This window comes from Methylobacterium sp. Leaf113 (assembly GCF_001423325.1).
Lineage (GTDB): Bacteria > Pseudomonadota > Alphaproteobacteria > Rhizobiales > Beijerinckiaceae > Methylobacterium.
In genome coordinates this window covers 186,237-208,429 of the sequence record NZ_LMNJ01000012.1, presented here as the reverse complement: position 1 = coordinate 208,429, position 22,193 = coordinate 186,237, and the positions used below count along the sequence as shown (strand labels likewise).

Annotated in this window: 8 protein-coding genes and 1 tRNA gene; 4 read left to right on the top strand and 5 right to left on the bottom strand. The window is 66.8% G+C overall.

Features of this window, described 5'->3' with window-relative positions; translation table 11 throughout:
- The first annotated feature begins 96 nt into the window (after window positions 1-96).
- Window positions 97-1,473 (top strand): Nramp family divalent metal transporter, encoded by a 1,377-nt coding sequence (locus ASF60_RS10130; RefSeq protein ID WP_082507846.1) that lies wholly within the window; start codon window positions 97-99, stop codon window positions 1,471-1,473.
- 437 nt (window positions 1,474-1,910) lie between these two features.
- Here the strand turns inward: ASF60_RS10130 and ASF60_RS10125 are convergent, their stop codons facing one another.
- The 4 genes from ASF60_RS10125 to ASF60_RS10110 all read right to left on the bottom strand — a co-directional run bounded on the left by ASF60_RS10125 (window position 1,911) and on the right by ASF60_RS10110 (window position 14,507).
- Window positions 1,911-3,287, bottom strand: coding sequence for an aminotransferase class I/II-fold pyridoxal phosphate-dependent enzyme (locus ASF60_RS10125; RefSeq protein WP_056183977.1), 1,377 nt, complete (start codon window positions 3,285-3,287; stop codon window positions 1,911-1,913).
- Between the two features lie 37 nt (window positions 3,288-3,324).
- Window positions 3,325-10,746, bottom strand: a complete 7,422-nt coding sequence (locus ASF60_RS10120; protein WP_156633975.1) for a type I polyketide synthase — start codon at window positions 10,744-10,746, stop codon at window positions 3,325-3,327.
- 513 nt (window positions 10,747-11,259) lie between these two features.
- A complete protein-coding gene (locus ASF60_RS10115) occupies window positions 11,260-13,380 on the bottom strand; it encodes a glycosyltransferase family 2 protein (RefSeq protein WP_056183973.1) in 2,121 nt (706 codons plus the stop codon).
- Between the two features lie 80 nt (window positions 13,381-13,460).
- Complete coding sequence (locus ASF60_RS10110; protein WP_056183971.1) at window positions 13,461-14,507, bottom strand: hypothetical protein; 1,047 nt, start codon at window positions 14,505-14,507, stop codon at window positions 13,461-13,463.
- Window positions 14,508-14,781: 274 nt separating this feature from the next.
- Here ASF60_RS10110 and ASF60_RS10105 point away from each other — a divergent pair.
- A tRNA-Val gene (locus tag ASF60_RS10105) sits at window positions 14,782-14,856 on the top strand.
- 286 nt (window positions 14,857-15,142) lie between these two features.
- Here the strand turns inward: ASF60_RS10105 and ASF60_RS10100 are convergent.
- A complete protein-coding gene (locus ASF60_RS10100) occupies window positions 15,143-17,119 on the bottom strand; it encodes an HAD-IIIC family phosphatase (protein WP_056183970.1) in 1,977 nt (658 codons plus the stop codon).
- A 1,166-nt stretch (window positions 17,120-18,285) separates the two neighbouring features.
- Between ASF60_RS10100 and ada the strand changes: the two genes are divergently transcribed.
- Window positions 18,286-19,407 carry a bifunctional DNA-binding transcriptional regulator/O6-methylguanine-DNA methyltransferase Ada gene (gene ada / locus ASF60_RS10095; protein WP_056183968.1) on the top strand — a complete coding sequence of 374 codons (1,122 nt, stop codon included), beginning with the start codon at window positions 18,286-18,288 and terminating at the stop codon, window positions 19,405-19,407.
- Between the two features lie 255 nt (window positions 19,408-19,662).
- Window positions 19,663-21,975, top strand: a complete 2,313-nt coding sequence (locus tag ASF60_RS10090) for a TonB-dependent receptor family protein (protein WP_056183966.1) — start codon at window positions 19,663-19,665, stop codon at window positions 21,973-21,975.
- Window positions 21,976-22,193: the final 218 nt, after the last annotated feature.

Sequence of the window (22,193 nt, the reverse complement as noted above, 5' to 3'; positions counted from 1 at the left end):
GGATCGTAATATAGCCTATGCTATGAGGTCCCGGGCGGCGCTACGGGCCGATGGTTCTGCTGCCCGATGGTTCTCCCGCTGGAAACGCGCGCAAGCATGGCTCGAAACGAATCCGTCACGCTTCCGTCTCCCCCCCCCGACACGGATCGATCCTGGCGCTTCAGCGATCCATCGCACGCGCAGCCGAGCCTCGGACGCATGAATGGCAGCGTGCCGGTGCTGGCGACCGGCACCTGGCTGCGCCGCCTCCTCGCCTTCATCGGCCCGGGCTACATGGTCTCGGTCGGCTACATGGACCCGGGCAACTGGGCCACCGACATCGCGGGTGGCGCGCAGTTCGGCTATACGCTGCTCTCGGTCATCCTGCTCTCCAACCTCATGGCAATCGTGCTGCAGGCCCTGTCCGCCCGGCTCGGCATCGCCACGGGACGCGACCTCGCGCAGGCCTGCCGCGATCACTATCCCCGCCCGGTCAGCATCGTGCTGTGGCTCGCCTGCGAAGCGGCGATCATCGCCTGCGACCTCGCCGAAGTGATCGGAACGGCGATCGCCCTCAAGCTCCTGTTCGGCATCCCGCTGGTGCTCGGCGCGACGCTGACTGCCCTCGACGTCTTCCTGATCCTGCTCCTGATGCGGCGCGGGTTCCGCGCCCTGGAGGCGTTCGTGATCGCCCTGCTGGTGGTCATCTTCGTGAGCTTCGGCGTGCAGATTGCCCTCGCGGCCCCGCCGATCCAGGCCGTCCTCGAGGGCTTCCTGCCGTCACCCGAGATCGTCACCAATCCGGCCGCGCTCTACATCGCCATCGGGATCATCGGGGCCACGGTGATGCCCCACAATCTCTACCTGCACTCGTCGATCGTGCAGACGCGGGCCTATCCCCGGACCGAGGCCGGGCGGCGCGGCGCGATCCGCTTCGCGGTGACGGATTCCACCATCGCCCTGATGCTCGCGCTGTTCGTAAACGCCGCCATCCTGATCATGGCGGCCTCGGTGTTCCACGCCCAGGGACGGACCGACGTCCAGGAGATCGAACAGGCCTACGAGCTTCTGTCGCCGCTCCTCGGCGCAGGCATCGCCTCGACCTTGTTCGCCGTAGCGCTGCTGGCCTCCGGCCTCAACTCGACGGTCACCGCGACCCTGGCCGGTCAGATCGTCATGGAAGGCTTCCTCCGGCTGCGCATTCCGGACTGGGCGCGGCGGCTGATCACCCGCAGCATCGCCATCGTGCCGGTCGTGGTCGTGACCGCGCTCTATGGCGAACAGGGCACCGCGAAGCTGCTGGTCCTCAGCCAGGTGGTGCTGTCAATGCAGCTGCCATTCGCCGTCATCCCGCTGGTCGCCTTCGTCTCCGACAAAGCAAAGATGGGTCCCCACGTCATCCCCGCCTGGCTGAAGATCCTGTCCTGGATCATCGCGGCGATCATCGTCGTGCTGAACCTCAAGCTGCTGTTCGATACGATTGCGGGCGCTTGAACGACAAAAGGCCGGACGTCCTGTCCGGCCTCCCGAGTCACCCTGGTTGTCCCACAACCTGATCGGGACGCCGTACCGCCTCAGCGACGCCGATCGGTCCTGATCCGTACCGGCACGGGCTGCGGCGCGGGCATCGCGCCTTCCAGCACCGCATCGACGAGCGACCGGCCAGTTGCGGCAACAGATTTGATCAGACGTCGCGCGATGGAGGCGACAGTCGATTGTCTCATGACGGGCTCCTGACCGACGGGCAGAGGACGAACGTCGCAGTCCGGGCCGGGTTCCGGTTGCGATAGACGACACATAGCGACGTCAGTGTCTCCTGCTCAGGGGCTGAGGGCAATCCGCCGCATCGCGTGTGAGCGCAAAAAAGCACCGGCGCGAACGCCGGTGCCCAGAAGTCGCGCAGGTAGGGATCGAGCGTCGAGGCTCGGAGGCTACGGCTTCCCGCGCTTGGCCATGAGTTGCTCGATGAGGGAGCCGCCCTTCTCGATCGCCGCCAATTCCTCGGCGACCGCGTCGACGGTCTCGCGGATCTGCTCCGGCGTATGCTCGGACGTGATGAAGAAGCGCAGGCGCGAGGCGCGCTCCGGCACGGCCGGGTGGATGATCGGCTGTACGTTGATACCGCGCTTGAAGAGGCGATCCGACAGAGTCACCGACTTCAGGGAGTCGCCGACGATGACGGGGATGACCGCCAAGCCGAGGCTCGTCCCTGTGTCGAGACCATGCTTCTTGGCGCAGGACAGGAACAGGTGTCCGTTCTGGCGCAGCCGTTCCACGCGGTGTGGCTCGGCATGCATGATCTCAAGCGCCGTCTCCGCAGCGGCAGCCAGCGGAGGCGAGATGCCGACGCTGTAGATAAAGCCACCGGCCGTGCACTTGAGGTACTCGATCAGCGCGGCCGGTCCGGCGACGTAACCGCCGCAAGTCGACAGCGTCTTCGAGAGTGTGCCCATCCAGATGTCGACGCCGTGGGGATCAACGTCGCAATGCTCGGCTAGGCCGATCCCGGTCCGGCCGAGGACGCCGAGGCCGTGCGCATCGTCGACCATAAGCCAGGCGTCGTAGCGCTGCTTGAGGGCGATGAGGGCGGCGAGGTCCGGCGCGTCGCCGTCCATGCTGTAGAGGCCCTCGACCACGATCAGCGCGCGGCGATGCTCGTGGCGGGTTGCGCCGAGCAGGGTTTCCAGGGCGTCGAGGTCGTTGTGCGAGAACGAGCGGCGCTGGGCACCCGAGAGCTGCGCGCCGGTAACGATGCTGTTGTGGCTGAGGGAATCGTGGAAGATCACGTCGCCGGGCTCGAGCAGGGCACCGATCGTCGTGACGTTGGTGGCGTGTCCGCTCACCATCACGACGCAGGCCTCGGTATCGTAATGGTCAGCCAGGGCCTTCTCGAGGGAGAGGTGCCCCGGGCGCTCGCCGGCCACGATGCGGCTCGCCGAGGCCGAGGTCCCGTAGGTCTCGATGGCGCGGGCGGCCGCGGCATTGACGTCCGGATGCCCGTTGAGGCCGAGGTAATCGTAGGACGAGAAGTTGATGAACGACTTGCCGGCGATGCGCGTGGTGGCGCCGGCCTTGGTCTCGTGCACCCGGAAGAACGGGTTACCGAGGCCGATCAGGTCGGCGGCCGAACGCTGAAGCCGCAGTTCGCGATAACCCGGCAGCGTTTCGAAATTCTGCACCGAGGAATCGCCCGAGGGCCGCGGCGCCGGGCGCGCGGTGGCCGGACGGTTGGCGTTGCGCCCGAGGCGGTTCGTCACGAAGCCTGCCAGGGCCGCGCGTCCACCATCCGGTCTCGCGGGATTGCTCATGCGGAAACGCTCATGCGGGATGTCACGGCCAGATGGGTCACGGCAGGATCTCTTTGATCGCGAGGCTGTTTTCTTCGACCATCGCGTGGAAGGGCTCGAGGGTGCGGACGTCGACGCCCTCGCTGGCGTGGCGCTGAGCCAAGCTCATCACGGCCGCGGCCGCCTCGTCGACCGGGGCCGCGATCGATTGGATCAGGGTCTCGGTCAACTCGTTCACCGTCAGGCCCGAGGAGATGCCTGAGGGCGGCGCCTCCAGCGCGAAGCGTTCCTGCAGACTGGCGCCGAGTTCGACGCCCATCAGCGAGTCGAGGCCGATCTCGGAGAGATGGCGGACGCGGCTGATATCGTCCTTCGGCAGGCGCAGGATCCGGGCGATGTCCTCCACGATGGCATCGGCCACCGTCTTGCGCACCGCGTCGATATCCTGGGTCTTCAGCAGCATGCCGATGTTGATGGCCGCCACCGTTCCGGCTTCCATCTGCTGGTCGGACCCCAGTTCGATGTAGCTAGGGCTCTTCATCGTGGCGAGGCGTTCGCGCGCCTTCCCCCAATGCATCGACGCGATGGCGATCACGGCGTCGTCCGGGTTGGTGCCTTGGCCTTCGAGCGCGTCGGCCATGAGGTCGAGGCAGTGACGGGCATCCATCGGGGTCACGCCGACGCGACCCGCGAGGGTCTCCATCACGGCGCGGTTGCGGGCGAGAACGCCGACATCGCCGATGGCCCCCCAGGCGACGGCCAGGGCGGGCAGTCCGAGCTTGCGCCGGCGCCGGGCGAGACCTTCCATGAAGCCGTTCGCCGCCACGTAGGCGCCCTGCCCAGGATTGCCGATGAACGTGGTCGCCGAGGAGAACATCACGAAGTAGTCGAGCGTGCGCCCGCGCGTCGCCGCGTCGAGATGCTCGGCGCCGATGACCTTCGGGCGGATGACCGCATCGAGGGCGGCGGCATCGACATTCGCGATCAGGCCGTCCTGGAGCACCATCGCACCGTGGATCACGCCGGCGAGCGTCCGCCCGTCGCGCTCTACCTCGGCCAGCAGCCCATCCACCGCCTTGCGGTTGGTGATGTCGCAGGCCATGGCGGCGACGTTGACACCCCGCGCTCCGAGATCGGCCACAACCTGCTTCGCCTCGGAGCTTGCGGCCCCGTTGCGGCCGACGAGGACGATGTGTTTCGCCCCCCGATCGGCGAGCCAGCGCGCCGCCTCGATACCGAAGCCGCCAAGGCCGCCGGTGACCAGATGGACCCCATCGGTCGAGATCGTGAAGGCGGTCCTGTCCGCCTGCATCACACTGCCGAGCTTGGGCGGCGCGATGACGATCTTCCCCACATGTCCCGATTGCTGCATCAGCCGGAACGCGTCGGAGACCTCGTCCGCCGTGAAGGGCTGGAAGGGCAGGGGCTTCAGACCCCCTTCCTTGAACAGGGCCATCACCTCGCGGAAGAGCCGTGCACCATCCTCGCCCTGGTGCTGGAGCACCTGATCGAGGTCGACACCGAAATACGAGAGATTCCGGCGGAACGGACGCAGGCCGATATGGGTGTTGGCGACGTAGTCGCGCTTGCCCAACTCGATGAAGCGGCCGAACGGCTTCAGAACGTTGAGGCTACGCTCCATCGCCTCGCCGAACAGGCTGTTCAGCACCACGCCGACGCCGTCACCGGTGATGCGGCGAACGTCGTCAACGAAGGCGAGCGAGCGCGAGTCGAGCACGTGCTCGGCCCCGAGCGCCTTGACCAGGGCGCGCTTCTCGCGCGAGCCGGCGGTGGCGATGACCCGCGCCCCCTTGAGCTTGGCGATCTGGAGGGCGGCCAAGCCGACGCCGCCGGCGCCGCCATGCACCAGGACCCACTCGCCGCGACGCAGGCGGGCGCAGCTGACGAGGCCGTAATAGGCCGTCAGGAAGGCCACAGGAACGGTCGCGGCTGCCTGGGCATCGAGCCCGGGCGGGCTCGGCGCGACAACCAGTTCGGGCACGACGATATGAGTTGCGAAGCCCGATTGCGCGAAGGCGACGACCCGGTCGCCGACCTTGAATGCCTCGACGCCCTTACCGACGGCCAGCACCCGGCCGGCCACTTCGAGGCCGAGGCGCGGACCCGCGAAGCCGTCCTCGAGGATCTCCTCGGGCAGCATCGACAGGGCCCAGAGCACGTCGCGGAAGTTCAGGCCGGTGGCCTCGACCGCGATCTCGACCTCGCCGTGCCCTGGGGCGCGCCGCTCGGCCGGCCCCCAGGCCATCTCGTTGAGGCCGCCGGTGTTGCTCCGCTCGAGACGGGCCGCCGGTGCCGGCACCGCATCGGCGTTCGGACGGCGGGACAGCTGGCCCGGCGAGAACCGGATCACGCGGGTGCAGTCCGGATCCAGGATGATCTCAGTCTCGAGGGTGCCCGACAGGATGAGATCGCGCAGCCGCTCGGCGGCCGCCTTGGTCGACAGGGCTTCGGCGAGGTCGATCCGACGCACGTCGAGATTCGCCACCTCGTTGGCGAGCGTCCGGCTGAAGGCCCAGACACCGGCCTCCACCGATCCGGTCGGGTCTCCACTGTCGCGGGTCGCGCCGGGACAGACCACCCAGAGTCGGGTCTGACGGTTGCCGAGATGCTCGACGCAGCGCTTCAGGCTGAGACAGCGCTCACGCAGACGATCGGCCGCCGCGCCATCGTGATTGAAAGCGCCGGCAAGGAACACGACCGTATCGGGTGTCTCGCGCTCGAGTTCGAGCAGCGACTGCTCGGAGTCAAGAATGATCGAGACGTGGACGCCGCTCGCCACGAGGAGTGTCGCCAGCGAAGACGCCGTCTCCGCCGCGACGGCATCGTGCGAGCCGATCACGAAGGCGAAGGTCTGCCCCGGAGCCGGCCGTGCCCGTACGGGAGCCTCGGCGAAGAACAGAAGATCGTCGCCGTTGCCCGAGACGGCGCGATCGACCGCCACCCGCACCAGTCCGGTATCGCTCAGGGCGCGCTGCCAGCCGGTGATGTCGTCGAGGCGGCCCACCGGCATGTCGGCGGCGATGTCGAACCAGTCCGGCGTCAGTCCGAAGACCAAGTCGCGGAACAGGGAGGCACCGGGCTCGACGGCGACGAGGAAGCCACCGGTGGCCAGGGCATCGGCGATCTTGCCGAGAAGCGGGCGCTCGAACCGGTGCAGAACGTTGCTCGCCAGAATCGCATCGAAGCTCCCGGACGCCAGTTCCGCCGCATCCTCGATGACGGTGACCCCGCGCGGTAGGGCGAGACGAGCCCGCTCCGCCAAGCGCCGGTCGGCCTCGAACACGGTGAGTTGGGCCTCGACGGTTCCGGCGAAGGCAGCGGCCTGGGCCGAAAGCGGGCCGAAGCCGACCTGCAGGACCCGGAGCGCGCGGTCACGGGGCAGGGCCTCACGACCGGACTCGGCGAGGGTCGCGATGACATCGGCCGAAGCCCGAGCCGTCGCACTGCGCAGGATGAAAGCGTCGAGGGCATTCTGCGACAGGGTCGGCGCCTCGGCCAAGTCACCTGCGAGCAGACGGCCGACGACGGCCCCGATATCCGCGGTGAGCACGAGTTCGGCCGACAGCTCGGGATGATCCGCCGCGATCCAGCGCATGATTTCGTCGGGCGCCGGAAGGGTGACGTCCTTGCGCAGGATCCAGCGCTCGCCGTCGAGGGTGGCGAGATCGCTGCTCTCCAGGGCGAAGAGCGCGTTGAGGAGCCAGGGGCGCATCGCCTCCGGGACCCGATCGTCGATCGCCACGGTGCCGGAGCGCTGCAGGCCCTCGGCGAGGCGGTAGGCCATCGAGGTGGCCCATCCTTCGAGGAGGAGATGGCCGGGCGCCAAGGGAGCTTCCGCGGGAGCGACGGACGCCTTGAAAGCCGGACGCACCGCATCCGCGATGCGCTGCCCGCGCGTCATCGCAATCGCCGTCGGCTCGGTCGCCAATTCGGGCCGCTGTGCGATGGCGTAGGCCGCGAGATCGCTGCCGTTCTTGGCGCGCAGGGCCTGGAACCGCCCCTCGCGCAGGGTCGCGACGACAGCGCCGTCCGCATCCACGAGGGTGAAGTCGGCCAGGATGCTGCGCTCGTTGGCGCGCCGGGTCTTGATCATCGCTCGGGCAACGACGGCACCGGGCTTCACCAGGCGGATCTCGCCGAAGCGAACCGGGACATAGGCCTTGGTGGAGCCTTCGCCCATCAGGCCGGCAAACAACAGGATGAGGCCATGGAAGCAGGAATCGAGTCGCGCCGGCACCAGTCCGAAGCGAGGATCGGCGTCCGCCGGCACCAATTCCGAGACGATGGTGGTCTCGTCGAGGCGTGCGCTGATCGCGACCTGGCGGAAGCTCGGACCGAAGCCGAGGCCGGAGGCGGCCGCCAGTCGGTACAGGGCAGCCCCGTCGACCGCGTGTTCGGCCGGAACGTGGATATCCACCGGCGCGGGCGCCGGGAAGCTGCCGTCGATGATCTTGGCTGCGGCATGGATCTGCCACGCCGCCTGGGTCAGGCGCGGGCGGCTGAGGATCTGAATCGCATTGCCGGACCCGGCGACGCGGACCGCGACCTCGCGCAGGGATTCTTCGCCGAACACCATCGGCGACTGGATCTCGAACTCGGCGAGAACCACAGTGTCGCTCTTCATCACCTCACGGGCGACGCCGAGCGCCATCTCGATGAAGGCCGCACCAGGCAGGATCGCCTGCCCATCGATGCGGTGATCGTCGAGATCCGGCACCGTCGCGATGTCGACGTGACCGTGCCATTCCAGGCCGTCCGGTGCGACGCGGGAGCCGTAGAGCGGGTGATAGGGGCGGGGGGTGGCGGCGCCGACGCCTTCGGTGGTCTCGGCGAGGCGGAACGGGCGGCGCTGCCAGGGATAGAGCGGCAGAGGGACGTCGCCCTTCGGATTGTGGCCGAACACCGTATCCTCGTCGACGGCAGCCCCCTGGACGAGGGCGGCTGCCACGGTGCGGGCAATCGGATCGCCACCGGCCGGCTTGCGGTGCAGGACGCCGATGGTGGCGTTCTCGATACCCAACGGCTCGATCGCGTCACCGATATGCGACAGGAGGGTCGCGCGCGGGCCGACCTCGATGAAGACGCGGGCACCCTGGCGGGTCGCCTCCTGCACGGCCTCGCTGAAGCGGACCGGCTCGCGGATGTTGCGCCACCAGTAGCCGGCCCCGAACTGGTCGCCCGCCAGCACCTTACCGGTGACGGTGGAGACCATCGGAGTCGTCGCGGCCTGCGGCTTCAACCCGGCGAGGTCGCGCAGGAGCGGCTTCTCGGTCGGGTTCATTAGGCGACCGTGGAAGGGATATTCCAGGTCGAGCTTGCGCCCGCGCCGGCGCTTGCGCGACAGCGCCTTCATGGCGGCGTCGATATCCTCCACCGGCCCCGCCACCGTGATGGCCTTGGGGCTGTTGTAGGCGGCGATGTCGAGACTTGGATAATCCTTCAGGAACAGCTCGATCTCGTCGGCCGGCGCCAGCAGAACCGCCATGGTGCCGAAGCCGCGCGTCGTCTCCTGATGCTTGCTGCGATAGAAGATGACCTTCACGGCCTGTTCGAGACTGAGAATGCCGGCGGCCTCCGCGGCGGCGATTTCGCCGACGCTGTGGCCGAGGACGTAGCCCGGCTTCAGGCCACGCGCCCGCAGCGCCGTCGTGGACGCGCTCGAAATCGCGAAGATCAACGGCTGGGACACGCGGGTAAGGACGAGGCGCGCGTCGAGATCCTCGGCGAACAGTGCCTCCTTCAGCGACCAGTCGGACAGCTTGAAGAACAGACCATCGATCCGGTCGAAGGCGTCGCGGAACGCGCCGTTCTCCTCGTAGGCCTCGCGGCCCATGCCGGCCCACTGACTGCCGTTGCCGGAATACACGAAGGCGACCTCGGCCGCACGGTCCACCGCGGTGCCCAGAAGGGCGTCCGGCGCGTCTTCCGCCTCGCCGACGGCGCGCAGGATGGCGGGAAGGTCGGCATCGAGCGAGACTGCCAGGCGCGAGGACAAGCGCTCGCGGCGGTGAGCGGCGGCGGCGGCGATCCGGGCGACGTCGCCCTTGTCGGCGCCGTTGAAACGCTCGGCATAGTCGAGGGCGAGTTCATTGAGCGCGGCGCGGCTCTGGGCGGAGAGCAGCAGCACCTCGGGCATCCGCACCGTCTCGGGCGCACCCGCATCCGTACGGACGGGCGGAGCATCGGTGAGGACGACGTGCGCGTTCGTGCCGCCGAAGCCGAAGGAGTTCACCCCGGCGAAGCGGACCTTGCCATCGCGTGCCAGCGGCAGGGGCTTGTTCGTGACCGAGAGATTGAGATCCCGGAACGGAATCTCGGGGTTGAGCTCGGCGGCATGCAGCGAGGTCGGGAACAGATCATGCTCGAGAGCGAGGCTCGCTTTGAGCAGGCCGGCGAGACCCGAGACCGGCTCGGTGTGACCGATATTGCTCTTGATCGAGCCGATGGGCAGGGGCTCCCTGCGCGGCCGACCGAGCTTTCCACCGATGGCGCTGGCCTCGATCGGGTCGCCGACGGGCGTACCGGTGCCGTGCGCCTCGACGAAGACGACCGAGTCGAGATCGATCTCGGCCTCACGATAGACCTGCTCCAGCAGCGCGCCCTGCGCGTAGCCGGAGGGCAGCGAAATGCCGGTGGTGCGACCGTCCGAGTTGACGCCGCTGGCTGCGATCACGCCGCGCACCGTGCTGCCGTCGCGCAGGGCCGCCTTGGCGGATTTGAGCACGAGGACGACACCGCCTTCGGAGCGCACGTAGCCGTCGGCGCTCGACGAGAAGGCTTGGCACAGACCCGTCCGGGAGAGCATCTGCGCGTTGGAGAAGCAGATGAAATTGAACGGGCTCGCCAGCAGGTTGACGCCGGCGACGACGGCGGTGTCGATCCGGCCGCTGGCAAGGGCTGCGACCGCGGCATCGAGCGCCACGAGCGAGGACGAGCAGGCCGTATCGACCGTGAAGCTCGGACCCTTCAGGTCGTAGATGTAGGAGATGCGGTTGGAGAGGATCGAGAGCGTGTTGCCGGTGGCCGCATAGGCATCGCCCGAAGAGGTATCGAGGACGCGCAGGTTACCGTAATCCAGCGAGGAGGCGCCGACGAAGACGCCAATCGGGCTGCCGGCCACATCCGAGGGACGCAGGCCCGCATCCTCCAGGGCCTCCCAGGTCAGTTCCAGCAGCAGGCGCTGCTGCGGGTCCATCTGCTCCGCTTCGCGGGGCGAAATTCCGAACACGCCGGGATCGAACGACCAGATGTCGTCGAGGACGCCGGCCGACCACGTGTAGCTTTTGCCGCGCTCCTGCGCCCGCGGATGCCCGAACCGCTCGAGTGACCAGCGATCATCCGGAATGCGGCCGACCGCGCATCGCGCTTCGGTGAGGAGCTGCCAAAGACCTTCGACACTGGAGGCGCCGGGGAGCCGGCAGGCGCGGCCGACGATGGCGATGTCTGTTCGTTGTGTCACGTTCGGTTCGCACACGCTCTTGAACGGGGGGTAGGATCGACTGGTCGCACCGGGGCATCCAACCGATTCCTTAGTATGGCTCCAGGCTAGTGTCCAACCTGCGAGCCCCAAACCGACGGGATCAACGCTCGGTAACATCGACCCTGTTGCACGTATTCATCAATCAATCTGAGCAGTTGAATGCTTCAAAGGCCCCAAGGACCGTCAGCCGTCCACTCGCTCCACCGCGATCTATTTCCCACAATTACCACATTCCCGGTGGCCGGGCGAAGTTCACACCAAGTCTCGGCAAGAACGACTCACGGCAGCCTGGACACCTCACGTCCGTCGCTCCGGCGCCAGACCCTACCACCGGGAGCGGATCAGGCATGAACATTGAGTTTCGGTGTCGAAAGACGCGCCTCGCCACTCCGGCGTCGGCACAGCGGACGCCGCTGCGGCATGCGGCCATCGGGATTAAGCGGCTGAATACGGCGACTTTGCGGTGCGACGCGCTGTCGCCGCGTCGCAGCATCAGAGGCGGTAACGCGCCGCGTCCCGCGACAGATTGGGATTGTAATAGGGATCGGCCCGCAGCTCCGGTCCCCAGCGGTCCTGCATCACCCGGACCTCGCTCTCGAAGCGCGCTCGCTTCTCGGGCGTATCCTCGGGACCGCGGCTCTTCGATTCGTGGTGAATCAAACAGGCATGGGGCGTCCACACATTGCGATATCCCTGCCTCCGCAGGCGCAGGCAGAGATCGACGTCGTTGAACGCCACGGCGAGGCGTTCGGCGTCGAAGCCCCCGCTCGCGGCGAAGACCTCCGTCCGCACGAGCATGCAGGCACCGGTCACGGCCGAGACCTCCTGGGTCAAGACCATGCGGGCGAAGTAGCCGGGATCGCCGTCCGGCAGTCCGGGATGGCTGTGACCGGCGACGCCGCCGATCCCCAGCACGATCCCTCCATGCTGCAGCGTCCGATCGGGATAGAGCAGCTTGGCCCCGACGGCGCCGATATCGGGCGTGAGGGCGATCGACACCATCTCGCGGAGCCAGCCCGGCTCGATCACCTCGATATCGTTGTTGAGGAACAGCAGGAGGGCGCCGCGGGCGTCTGCCGCCCCTCGGTTGGACAGGGCGGAGAAATTGAACGGACCCGGCACCGGGAGCACGCGGACGCGGACATCCCCGGCATGGCGTGCGAACAGGGCGCGCGTCCGCGCATCCTGGCTGTCATTGTCCACGATGAGGATTTCGAGCGCCGAGTACGCGGTTCCGGACAGAAGCCCATCGAGGGCGACGGCCAGCAGATCCGCGCGGTCCCGGGTCGGAATGATCACGGAGACCAGGGGAGCGAGTTCCGGGACCGGACGGACCAGCCTGTTGAAGCCCAGAGGCCCGCGCGTCGCAGTCGCCCCCGTGGGCGCGACGACTTCCGCGAGGGCTCTCAGGCGCGCCACTTCCGTTCGCTCCGACGCCCGGTCCGAGAAGGTGCCCGAGCCACCGGCGGCACGCCAGTGATAGAGCACGCGCGGGATGTGCCGGATGCGTTCAGGTGCCAGCCGGGCGGTGACCCGCAGGAGGAGGTCGTGATCCTGGCTCCCTTCGAACCCGGGTCGCAGACCGCCCGCCGCCCGGATCGCGTCGGCCCGGATCACCGTGAGATGGTTGATGTAATTCTGGCCATAGAGGAGTTCGCGGTCGAACCCCGATTTGAAGTGAGGCTCGAACCGGCGCCCGCGTCCATCGATCTTGTCCTCGTCGCTGTAGATCAGCACGAGGTCCGGCGCAGCGCGGATCGTACCGGCGACGTGGTAGAGCGCCGCCTCGGCCAACACGTCGTCGTGATCGAGGAAAGCTACGAACTCTCCGCTCGCCTCCGCGAGGGCGTCGTTGGTCGCACGGGCGATATGCCCGTTCTCGGGCCGGCGGCGGACGCGAATACGCGGATCGTCCGCGGCATGGCGGGCGAGGAGGCGGGGAATTGCCGGATCGGTCGAGGCATCGTCGGTGATGCAGAGATCCCAATTCGGATAGAGCTGAGCCCGAACCGAGTGGATGGCGGCGTCCAGAATGCGCGGCGCGGGATCGTGGACCGGCATCACCACCGAAATCCGCGGCGGGTCGACCCAGGCTGCGATCTCGTCACGGATGCGGCTGCGGTCGGCATCCGTCAGGGTGTCGAAACGGGCGACCCAGGTCTCATAGCCGGTCTCGCATCGGTCGTTCAGGGCGCGCAGAAGCAGGGCGCGGCCGCGGACCTTGAGGCCGAGGGCGCGCCAGTACGCGGCGCGGGCCGCCAGAGCCGGGTTCCGGCGCAAGCCAAGGGCGATCAGGGCGAGCGGGCTCCTGCGCCGGATGATCAATCCGTCGAGCCGAAACGGCGTCTCGCGTGACAGGGGTGACAGCCGCAGAGCGCTCAGACCGTCGGGCAGACGCCCGGTCCAGGAGAAGCGGTCGCCGCCCTCGGCGTCCTCGGACAGAGCCACGAGGCCGGTCTGTCCGTCGGGACCAACGAACCGCGCACTGAGAACCAGACGGCAGACACCAGCGCTGCCCACATCCCGGAAACGGATCGTCGCCCAGCCCCCCCCGAGATCGGCCGTCCCCAAATCAAGGTCGAAGGCAGGTCCGTCCGGCACGAGGTCACGCATGACCGGGGGCCTGAGGGCGCATATGAGCCAGCCCGTGCCAGGCCGGGGGAGGGCGGCTGCAGGTGGCATCGCGCCCATGGTCAGCGATCCCATCCCCGGCTCACCGCATCCCGCACCGCGTCCGTCATGGCGATGTCGAACACCAACATCTCCTGGGCGAACTTCAGGTGACGCAGGCGCTCGGCGAGGGCCAGCGTCTCGGTCGGGATCGGCGCGGGCATGGGGATCGGGGCATCGACCCCGAGGCGATCGAACAGCGTGGCGGCGAAGGCCTCGAAATAATCGCGATGTCCGACGATGCCGATGCGGGCGAGAATCTCGATCGCCACGATCGAATTGCCCGGCAGCAGGCGGTCATCCGGCAGCTTGGTGCCGAATTGCCGGGTGAGGGGATTGTAGAGCAGCCGGTAGGCGCCTTCGGGAAGCATCCGGAAGAAGCGCTTGAGGCTCTTGCCATCCGCGAAATCGTAATCGGCGGTGAAGGCGGCAGCCTCGGCCATGATCCCCAAGCGCCAGGCCTGCGCCGGATCCGCGCCGATCGCAGTCCGCGCCTTCAACCAGCGCAAACGGCTCGCCATCTCGATGAAGGGATCGTGGACCAGGGCGGTGGTGAGGAAGTTCTCGCCGCTGAAAAAGCCCTCGTAGCGCGGCACGACGATCGCGCCCGACAGGAATGACGAGGTCAGCCAGGGGCTCTCGAACAGCACCCGCAAGACCTCGTCCGAGAGCTTGCCGATGCCGAAGTAGCTCTGCTGGAACCGTTCGAACAAAATCGACTGGAGGGCGCTGTCGCTGTTGATGCTGGTATCGACGAGGAGCACCTTGCCGCGGATGACGTCCGGGCGCGGCGCGCGTCGATAAACGAGCACGTTGGTGTCGGCATCGTAGATCTCCACGCGCTGCGCCGCGCTGATCCCCGGAACCTCGGCCTCGGTGGCCTCGAAGATGCAGCGGCCGGTGGCGTGCCAGCCCTGTGCGCGGATCGATTCATCCGTGATCGTGGCCTCGAGGTCGGTGACCCGACGGCCGTCGACGACCACACGGACGCGGCTGATCGCCATGGGGTTGTCAGGCACGACCCAGCCCCGGACGAGGTGCCCCAGATCATAATCGACGTAGAACCGCATTCCCCAACCGTTATCCCGAAGCTTGACCTAGCGCGGAACTCTCCCTGACCCGGAAGTAGAATCGCACGATGCGACCCCGATCTCCGAGGCGACGTCCCCGTCGCTCCCCGGGTAGGCGCGCCGGCTTACCGCATTTTTGATGCCGGTGCAGCGCCCTCGGCTGAACACGGCCCAACTCTCCGAATCCCCCGCGAGATTCCACTCCGCAGGGGCCTTGCGCCCCCCGAAACCCCACGCTATAGCCCCCTCCATCGGCGCCGGACGGCACCGGTGAGGGCGCGTAGCTCAGCGGGAGAGCACTACCTTGACATGGTAGGGGTCACAGGTTCGATCCCTGTCGCGCCCACCATCTATCTCCTTCATGTCACAGGTTTTTGCCTGCCGGGAGATAAACCTGCGATAAGTGAGCGTAGGTTCTGCGAACCCGATTGAGGTTCGGTATCAGCCATATCTAGGTTCGTAAGCACGCCCGAACCCCTTCGTCTCCCGTCGCCCTGGCAACTCGTCAAATTCGCCGAAGCATCGGGGGTTGAAGACGCACGCGGGATCGCCGTGAGCATGGCGCGGTTGGCCCGAATGCTTGAGGCTGGCGAGAACACGCCCCGTGTGTAATCCGCCCGATCGCTCAGCGCCTGTTATCTAGACGTATTCGCCACGCGGATGAACGCCGGAATGGACGGACGGTTCTGCGGGTGGAGCCGCCACTCGTCGCCCGCCATCGTGAACCCGCATCGTGACCAAAAATCTCGGCACAGCAGGTTTGATGGCGTCTCCTTGAACGTGGCCGTTACCACCTCGTCGCCGGGGATAGCGGCCAGGATCGTAGCGAGGGCAGCCATCTCGACGTCGAGTCCGTTCACTCGGCAGCTCATCACGAACTGGTCGATGTTCCGCCTCGATCGCAAGCATACCCCCACCAAGCCATAGCTGGTCAGACGATCGCGAACCTCGAAGGCCTCCAAGGTCATGCCGGCGTCCATCGCCGCCTTGATCGCATCGGCCGACCACCGCCGCCCCGTCGTGTTGAACTGGTTGGTTTTATTGATAAGTTCGAAAGCCCTCGCGAACCGAGCCGAACCATAGGACACCGGGAAGACCGAAACCTCAATCTCCAGCGTAGCGAGGAACACGGATCGGGGCAGCGTCGCCCGGGCTTCCTCGCGCACGACCTGGGATTGGATCATCTGCGTTCGACGGCCCGACTCGTCGGTGATGCTGGCGACCTGGGTTTCCGGTGCCCACGCGAGTGTCCGCCGGAGATAGAACGGATAGCGGCCCAGGACCCGTATGCCAGGATAGGCGTGGGCCATCTCGGCGCGCTCGACCGGGTTGTCGTCGACGTAGACCACGGAATGGGGAAGCACGTTCACTGCGCGTAGGATCGCAGCCATGTTCTCGGATTTGGGAGTCCAATTGATCCGTACGACGGCAAAATCGTCGAGCGACATGTGCGATCCGAAGATGCGCGGCCAGATCGAGCGGATGCGGGCCTCGTCGTTCTTGCTGATGATGCCGAGCATCACGCCGCGCTTTTTCAGGTGCATCAGCGTCTCGATGATGCCGAGGGGCCACCCTTCGATCATCTCGGGGCCAATCACCGCGTCGTCGCCGCTCACACCGCGCCAGAGCGTATCGTCAAGGTCGACGACCACCAGCTTGACGGCATCGGCCGCCCGGAGGGTCCGGTAGGACGCAGCAATTTCCTGCCAGAGCGCGCTCATAAATTTCGGAAGGTCGGTGTGATAGTGCTCATAGACGTGAGCCATCGGCTCGATGCGGACATCCTGATCCGAACCCATCGGCATGAGCGAGCTGTGGGTGAACCAAAAGACCCCGTCATCCTGCGCATATCGGCGCCCCAACGAAGCCGAGACCTTGTCGACGTCGAGCAGGTAGACGTTGGCGTATTGCTGAATCGTCCGGCCTATATGCCGGTTCAACTCCTCGACGAAATACATCGTGTTGCGCAGATCGTACCTGGGCAGAAGGCGTCCCGTCAGGTCAGATTGCGGCACCATAAGATTGCAGACGAGGGTCGGGATGCCGTGGGCCAACGTCCATTTGAGATTTTCGGCAACGTAGTCGTCGATCATCCGACACGCGTGCTCGAACACGCGGTGGTGGCCCGCCTCGTCGTCGTAGTCGAGCGACCAAATTGCATTCGCGGGAAGAAGGCCGCGGAACGGGATCTGCAGAACGATCAAGTCGTAGTCAGGTGCCGGATGCGGCATTGCGTCGGGGAGCTTGGCGTGAAAGTTCGCGAGCCAGAAATCGCGCGTTCCATCCAGCGCATCGGACGCGTGTCCGGCGATCGGCTCAAGAAAGCATGACCCAATCAGCAGGATTCTGTTGGCACTCACTCTGGTGACGGCGAGGTCACCGGGCGTCAGGTAATGCTCTCCCCCGTGGGCGTCGCGCATCGCCCGAAATTGAGCCGCGGCCCTGTCCGAGTCGGCACCGTTCGGTTTTCGCCCCTCGTCTTTTCCGAACAAAACGTAGTGCTGATAGGCGCCGGCCAAGTGTCCCGCCGCGATAGCAGTGGCGACGTCCGGATATTCGTTCGCGTACCAATCCGCGTCGAAATCAGCGGGAGGGGTCGACTTCCTACGCATGGATCATTCCGAATCGTTCAGGCGAAGAGACAACCATTCCGCTCGTCTTAAGGCGTGCGCGCAGCATGCGATATTGCCTGGACGCAACAGGCCGTCTGAGCAGACGTGGCGCCTGCCAAAAGCCTTCCCGTGCGGGCGGCTCTCCAGGACTGCGTCAAGCACCTTCTTACAGGTCGCCCGTACCTCGTTCTGGATCAACGAAATCAGCCCGCAGAGCCGGCCCTCAAGCCGGGGGATGGCGTCTCCGATCAAGGATGGGCAAGCGACCTCAACCTTAAAGGCGTTGCGCTCCTGGCCCTGCCGCTCCAGGCCGAGTTTCACGTTCACTAAGGCCGGGTTGCAGCGGCGAGATCGCGGCTCTGGTCCCCGACGTGAACCGAGACATGAAGCAGCCCAACCCTTGAGACGCGCGACAACAGCTGCCGCAACCCAACGAACGCCGGTCAGGTCATCGTGGCACCGGAAAGGAGTGAAATGTTCATCATGAATCGCTTCCGGGAATGAAGGCCTGCGAGTGTTTGGTCGCGCGGAAGAGAATCAGCGCGACCGGTCGCGGTGTACGCTGGCGATTCAGACACGCTCCGAGTGCCCCAGGAGGATTTTGCCCGGTCGAGGCCCCCGGCCTCCGTGATAAACCGAACCAAGGAGTCACCGGACAGCGCCCCGTCAGGAATTTCGGGGGGGCCGTTGCGAGCACTCGGCCACGCAGTCGGGGACGGATGCCAACGTCACGCGCACGCTCGGCCTAGTGGCGCTGGAGTGCTCGCAGCCGGCGAGCATTCTCACCCGAAATGCAGCGATGATCCTGCTCCGGGTCCCGAGCCAAGTTTAGGCCCATGTCATCGAGAAGGTTCCGCAGCTTCAGGTTGTTTGCGTCTACGGCGGTGAGGTCTCGAATGGCCTGGCCGACGACGCACTCGGTGATGCTCTTCGCGATCCGGGTGCGGTCCGACGAAGCACAACCGCATACGGAGCCGGGTCCTAAGGGAATTCCAGCGGAAGGCATCGGGCAAGCATCAGTTCGGCCCGCTAAGCGGCGGACCGCCGTTGCGGTGTAGAATTCGGCAGCAAGGATCGGGATGCGGTCCGGGTCGGATCGGGGCTAAGGTCCGAGCGTCGGGGGACGCCGCTTCGGGTCACTCGCGGAGAACGGAGCACGCATCGTCATGCAGCGGGTCAAAGCGGAGCCCACGCCGACGCTTCCCGAGGTCGAGGATGCGGCACGCTGGACGGCTCTGGCGACCCGCGATGCCCGGGCCGATGGCCGTTTCGTGTATGCGGTCCGCACCACCGGCGTGTATTGCCGCCCGAGCTGTGCCGCACGCCCAGCGAAACCCGGCAACGTCAGCTTTCACGCGACCTGCGCCGAGGCCGAAGCGGCGGGGTTCCGCCCCTGCCGGCGCTGTCGGCCCAATGAGGCGGCCTTGGCCGACCGGCAGATCGAGGCCGTCATCCGGGTCTGTCGGATGATCGAAGCGTCGGACGGCATCCCCTCCCTCGATGTGCTGGCGAAGGCGGCCGGAATGAGCGCATTTCATTTTCACCGGGTGTTTCGCGCCAGCACCGGGATCACCCCGAAGGCGTACGCGGACGCGAAGCGCGTGGAGCGCTTGGCGCGAAGCCTGCCGCAGGCCGGTTCGGTCACCGAAGCCGTGTTCGAAGCTGGGTACAATGCGGCGAGCCGCTTCTATGCGCAGGACACGCAGCGGCTCGGCATGAGCCCGTCGACCTACCGGAAGGGTGGGACCGGCATCGCGATCCGGTTCGCGGTGGGGCAATGTTCGCTCGGGGCGATTCTGGTCGCGGCCACGGCCCGGGGAGTCTGCGCGATCCTCCTCGGGGACGATCCCGAAGCCCTGATGCGCGACCTGGAGGACCGGTTTCCCAAGGCCACGCTCTCGGCCGGCGACCCCGAGTTCGACGGTTGGGTGGCGCAGGTCGTTGGCTTCGTCGAGGCGCCCGGCCTCGGGCTGGAGTTGCCCCTCGATATCGGCGGCACCGCCTTTCAGCAACGGGTCTGGCAAGCCCTACGGGCGGTGCCGGTCGGTACCACGACAACCTATGCGGAGGTCGCCCGGGCCATTGGATCGCCCAAGGCCACACGTGCGGTGGCACTGGCCTGCGGGTCCAACCGGCTGGCGGTTGCCATCCCGTGCCATCGCGTGGTGCGGTCGGATGGGTCGCTCTCCGGCTATCGCTGGGGCGTTGGCCGCAAACGCGATCTCCTGGACCGTGAGAGGAGCGCATGCGTGGGCGATCCCGGCGATTGTGACGACGCCGCGTCCTGAAGAGGCCACGGCCATCCATCTGCCGGCGTGATGCATGCGCCACACTCCGCTGCATGCGCTGTCGCCACAACCGAATCAGGGGTTACAACACACCTCCATACTTTAGGATGTGCCTGCCGGCCGAACACCCGTTCGAATCCTGGCCGCGACAGCCCGCGTTTCCCCGCCGACCCACACGGCGCGGCGTCACCCGCGGGCCCTTGGTGGTCGAGACACAACATGGCCGCTCTCTCCCCTGACTGCCGGTGCCCGGCGATGCCGCCCGGTGCCATCGGGGGAGCCGCATGGCTCGCGGTGCTGACAGCGGTGCCGACCCTGATCTTGCAACCGGTCGTCGTCCTGGCCGAAGCGGCGGCCGACGGTATCGTCCTGGAGGAACTCGCGGTCGCGGGTGAGTCCCGTAACGCCGTGCCGTTCGCCGGGTCGGCTCCGCCCGGGTCAGCGCCGGGCGTGATCGAGCAGCCGGCGGGAGCGGCCGCGAACCGCATCGCGGGGCCCGGCACCATCGTCGAACGTGCGGCGACCAGCATTGGATCGGTGCTCCTCGACAGCCCGGGCGTCAGCGTGCGCCAGGGCAATGGCGGCCGCGACGTCGTCATCTCCATCCGCGGCAACAATGCCCGGTCCACCGGCGTCATCCGCAACATGGTCGTGCTGGAGGACGGATTCGTTCTGACCCAGCCGGACGGCGCCTCGCGCTTCGACCTCGTGGACCCGCGTGCCTACGGACGCATCGACGTGTTCCGGGGGCCGCAATCGGCCCTGTTCGGCAACTACGCCACCGGCGGCGCCCTGGCCTTCCGCACCCGGACCGGGCGGGAGATCGACGGTTATGAGATCGGCACCGATGCGGGCAGCTTCGGCTCCCTGAGCAACGCCTTCACCGCCGGCGGCGTCAGCGGGCCCATCGAGATCAGCCTGTTCGCCAGCAATGTGCGAGCGGATGGCTATCAGGACCACAGCGCCTACGACACGCAGACCATCAATGTGCTGGCGAGCTACACCCCAACGCCGGACAACCGCTTCACGCTGAAGGTGATCAACAATCAGCTCAGAACGGAGCTGCCCGCCCGCTCCTCCCTCGACCAGTACCGGCTCAACCCCTATCAACGCGGCTGCGCCGTCGCTGCGACGGCGGCGCCGGGCTGCACGCTCACGAACCTGCTGCGCAACGGGGCCTTCGGCGCCACCGTGCCGGTCACCGCCCCCGAGGGCGCGTTCGGGCGCGACGATCGACGCACGGTCGTGGCTCTGCGCTGGGAGCACGATTTCGAGGGTCAAACCACCTGGCGGACTCAGCTTGGCTTCGACGAGCGCAACTTCGATCAGCCGTTCTACACCTCGGCCTTTCGCGGGTCCTATCCGTCCCTGACCGTCCTCACCGATCTGACGAGCCGTTACGATCTGATGGGTCGACCGGCAATCGGATACATCGCCTTCAACACTGATATTCTTGTCAACCATCTCACCACCTTCAACCGCACTCTGGGGCAGGGTCCCGCCCTGGGAGCGCAGATCGGCGATCTCCGCGGCGACCAGAGCAATCTCGGCGGCCGCGCCCGCACGGAGGTGGCCCTGTCCGAGTCCTGGATCGGCATTCTCGGGTTCAGCGCGACGAACACCACCATTACCGGGCGGAACGTCGCCTACGGTTACGGTGCGACCGGCCGCACGGCGGCGGTGATCGACGCCTCGCGGAGTTTCCTCAACGTCGCACCGGAGCTTGCTCTGGTTTTCCGAGCGGGGGAGCCCTGGAGTATCCGCGCCCGGGTCGCTTCGGGCTACGCGACGCCGACGGGCAGCAATCTCTTCGTCACGAGCGCCGGCCTCCCTGGCAACAACACCCAACTCCAGGCACAGGAGAACCTCGGCTTCGATCTCGGGGCCGACTGGACGCCGGCGGCATCCCTGCGCGTCAGCCTCACGGGCTTCTACGAGTTCTTTCGCAACGAACTCCTGTCGCAAGCTCCGGGCGGCGGACGGTTGAGCTCCTTCGTCAACGCACCGGCCTCCGAACATCGCGGGCTCGAACTCGGCGGCGAATGGGCCTTCGCCCCCGGTTGGCGCGGAACGCTGGCCTATACCTTCGACAACCAGATCTACACGCGCTTCTCCGAGTCGGTGAGCACGGGAGCGTTCGCGGCCCGCCTCAATCGGGCCGGAAAGTTCATTCCCGGAGTTCCGCAGCACCAAGTCCTGGCCCGGGTGGGGTACGAGCAGGTCGGCGGCCTCTTCAACGGGGTCGGGGCCTTTCTCGAAACCGTGGTGCAGGACGGCGTCTTCATCGACAATGGAAACCAACTCAGGGTGCCGGGCTACGCCCTCCTCAACGCCAATCTTCACTACGCGACGGACTTGGCGGGCGGCTACGCCAAGCGCCTCAGCCTCTATCTTGAGGTTCGCAATCTGCTCGACAGAACCTATGTCGCGTCGGCCCAGAACCTTGCCAGCTCGCTCAATCGCGTCACAGGTTTGGAGAGCGGCGCGGATGTTCTCTCGGCCACCACGGGCTCGATCTTCGCCGGAGCGCCGCGCAACGTCGTCGGCGGGATGAAACGGTCGTTCTGACGGTCCGGATCTGTGGGCCCCAGCATCGACAGAAATGCTTATTATTGAGGCACTTGCTGCGCCTAAATGGCCGGATTGCGCTTGGGCTCCGAAATTTTGAGCCGGATCGGAGCCATACAAGCGCCGTACCGACGGGGTTGCCTCCTACCTGAGCAACCTATCGCGACGTCTGAATGAGCAAGTGCCGAAGACGGCGTCACGGTCGATCGTCCTCACGA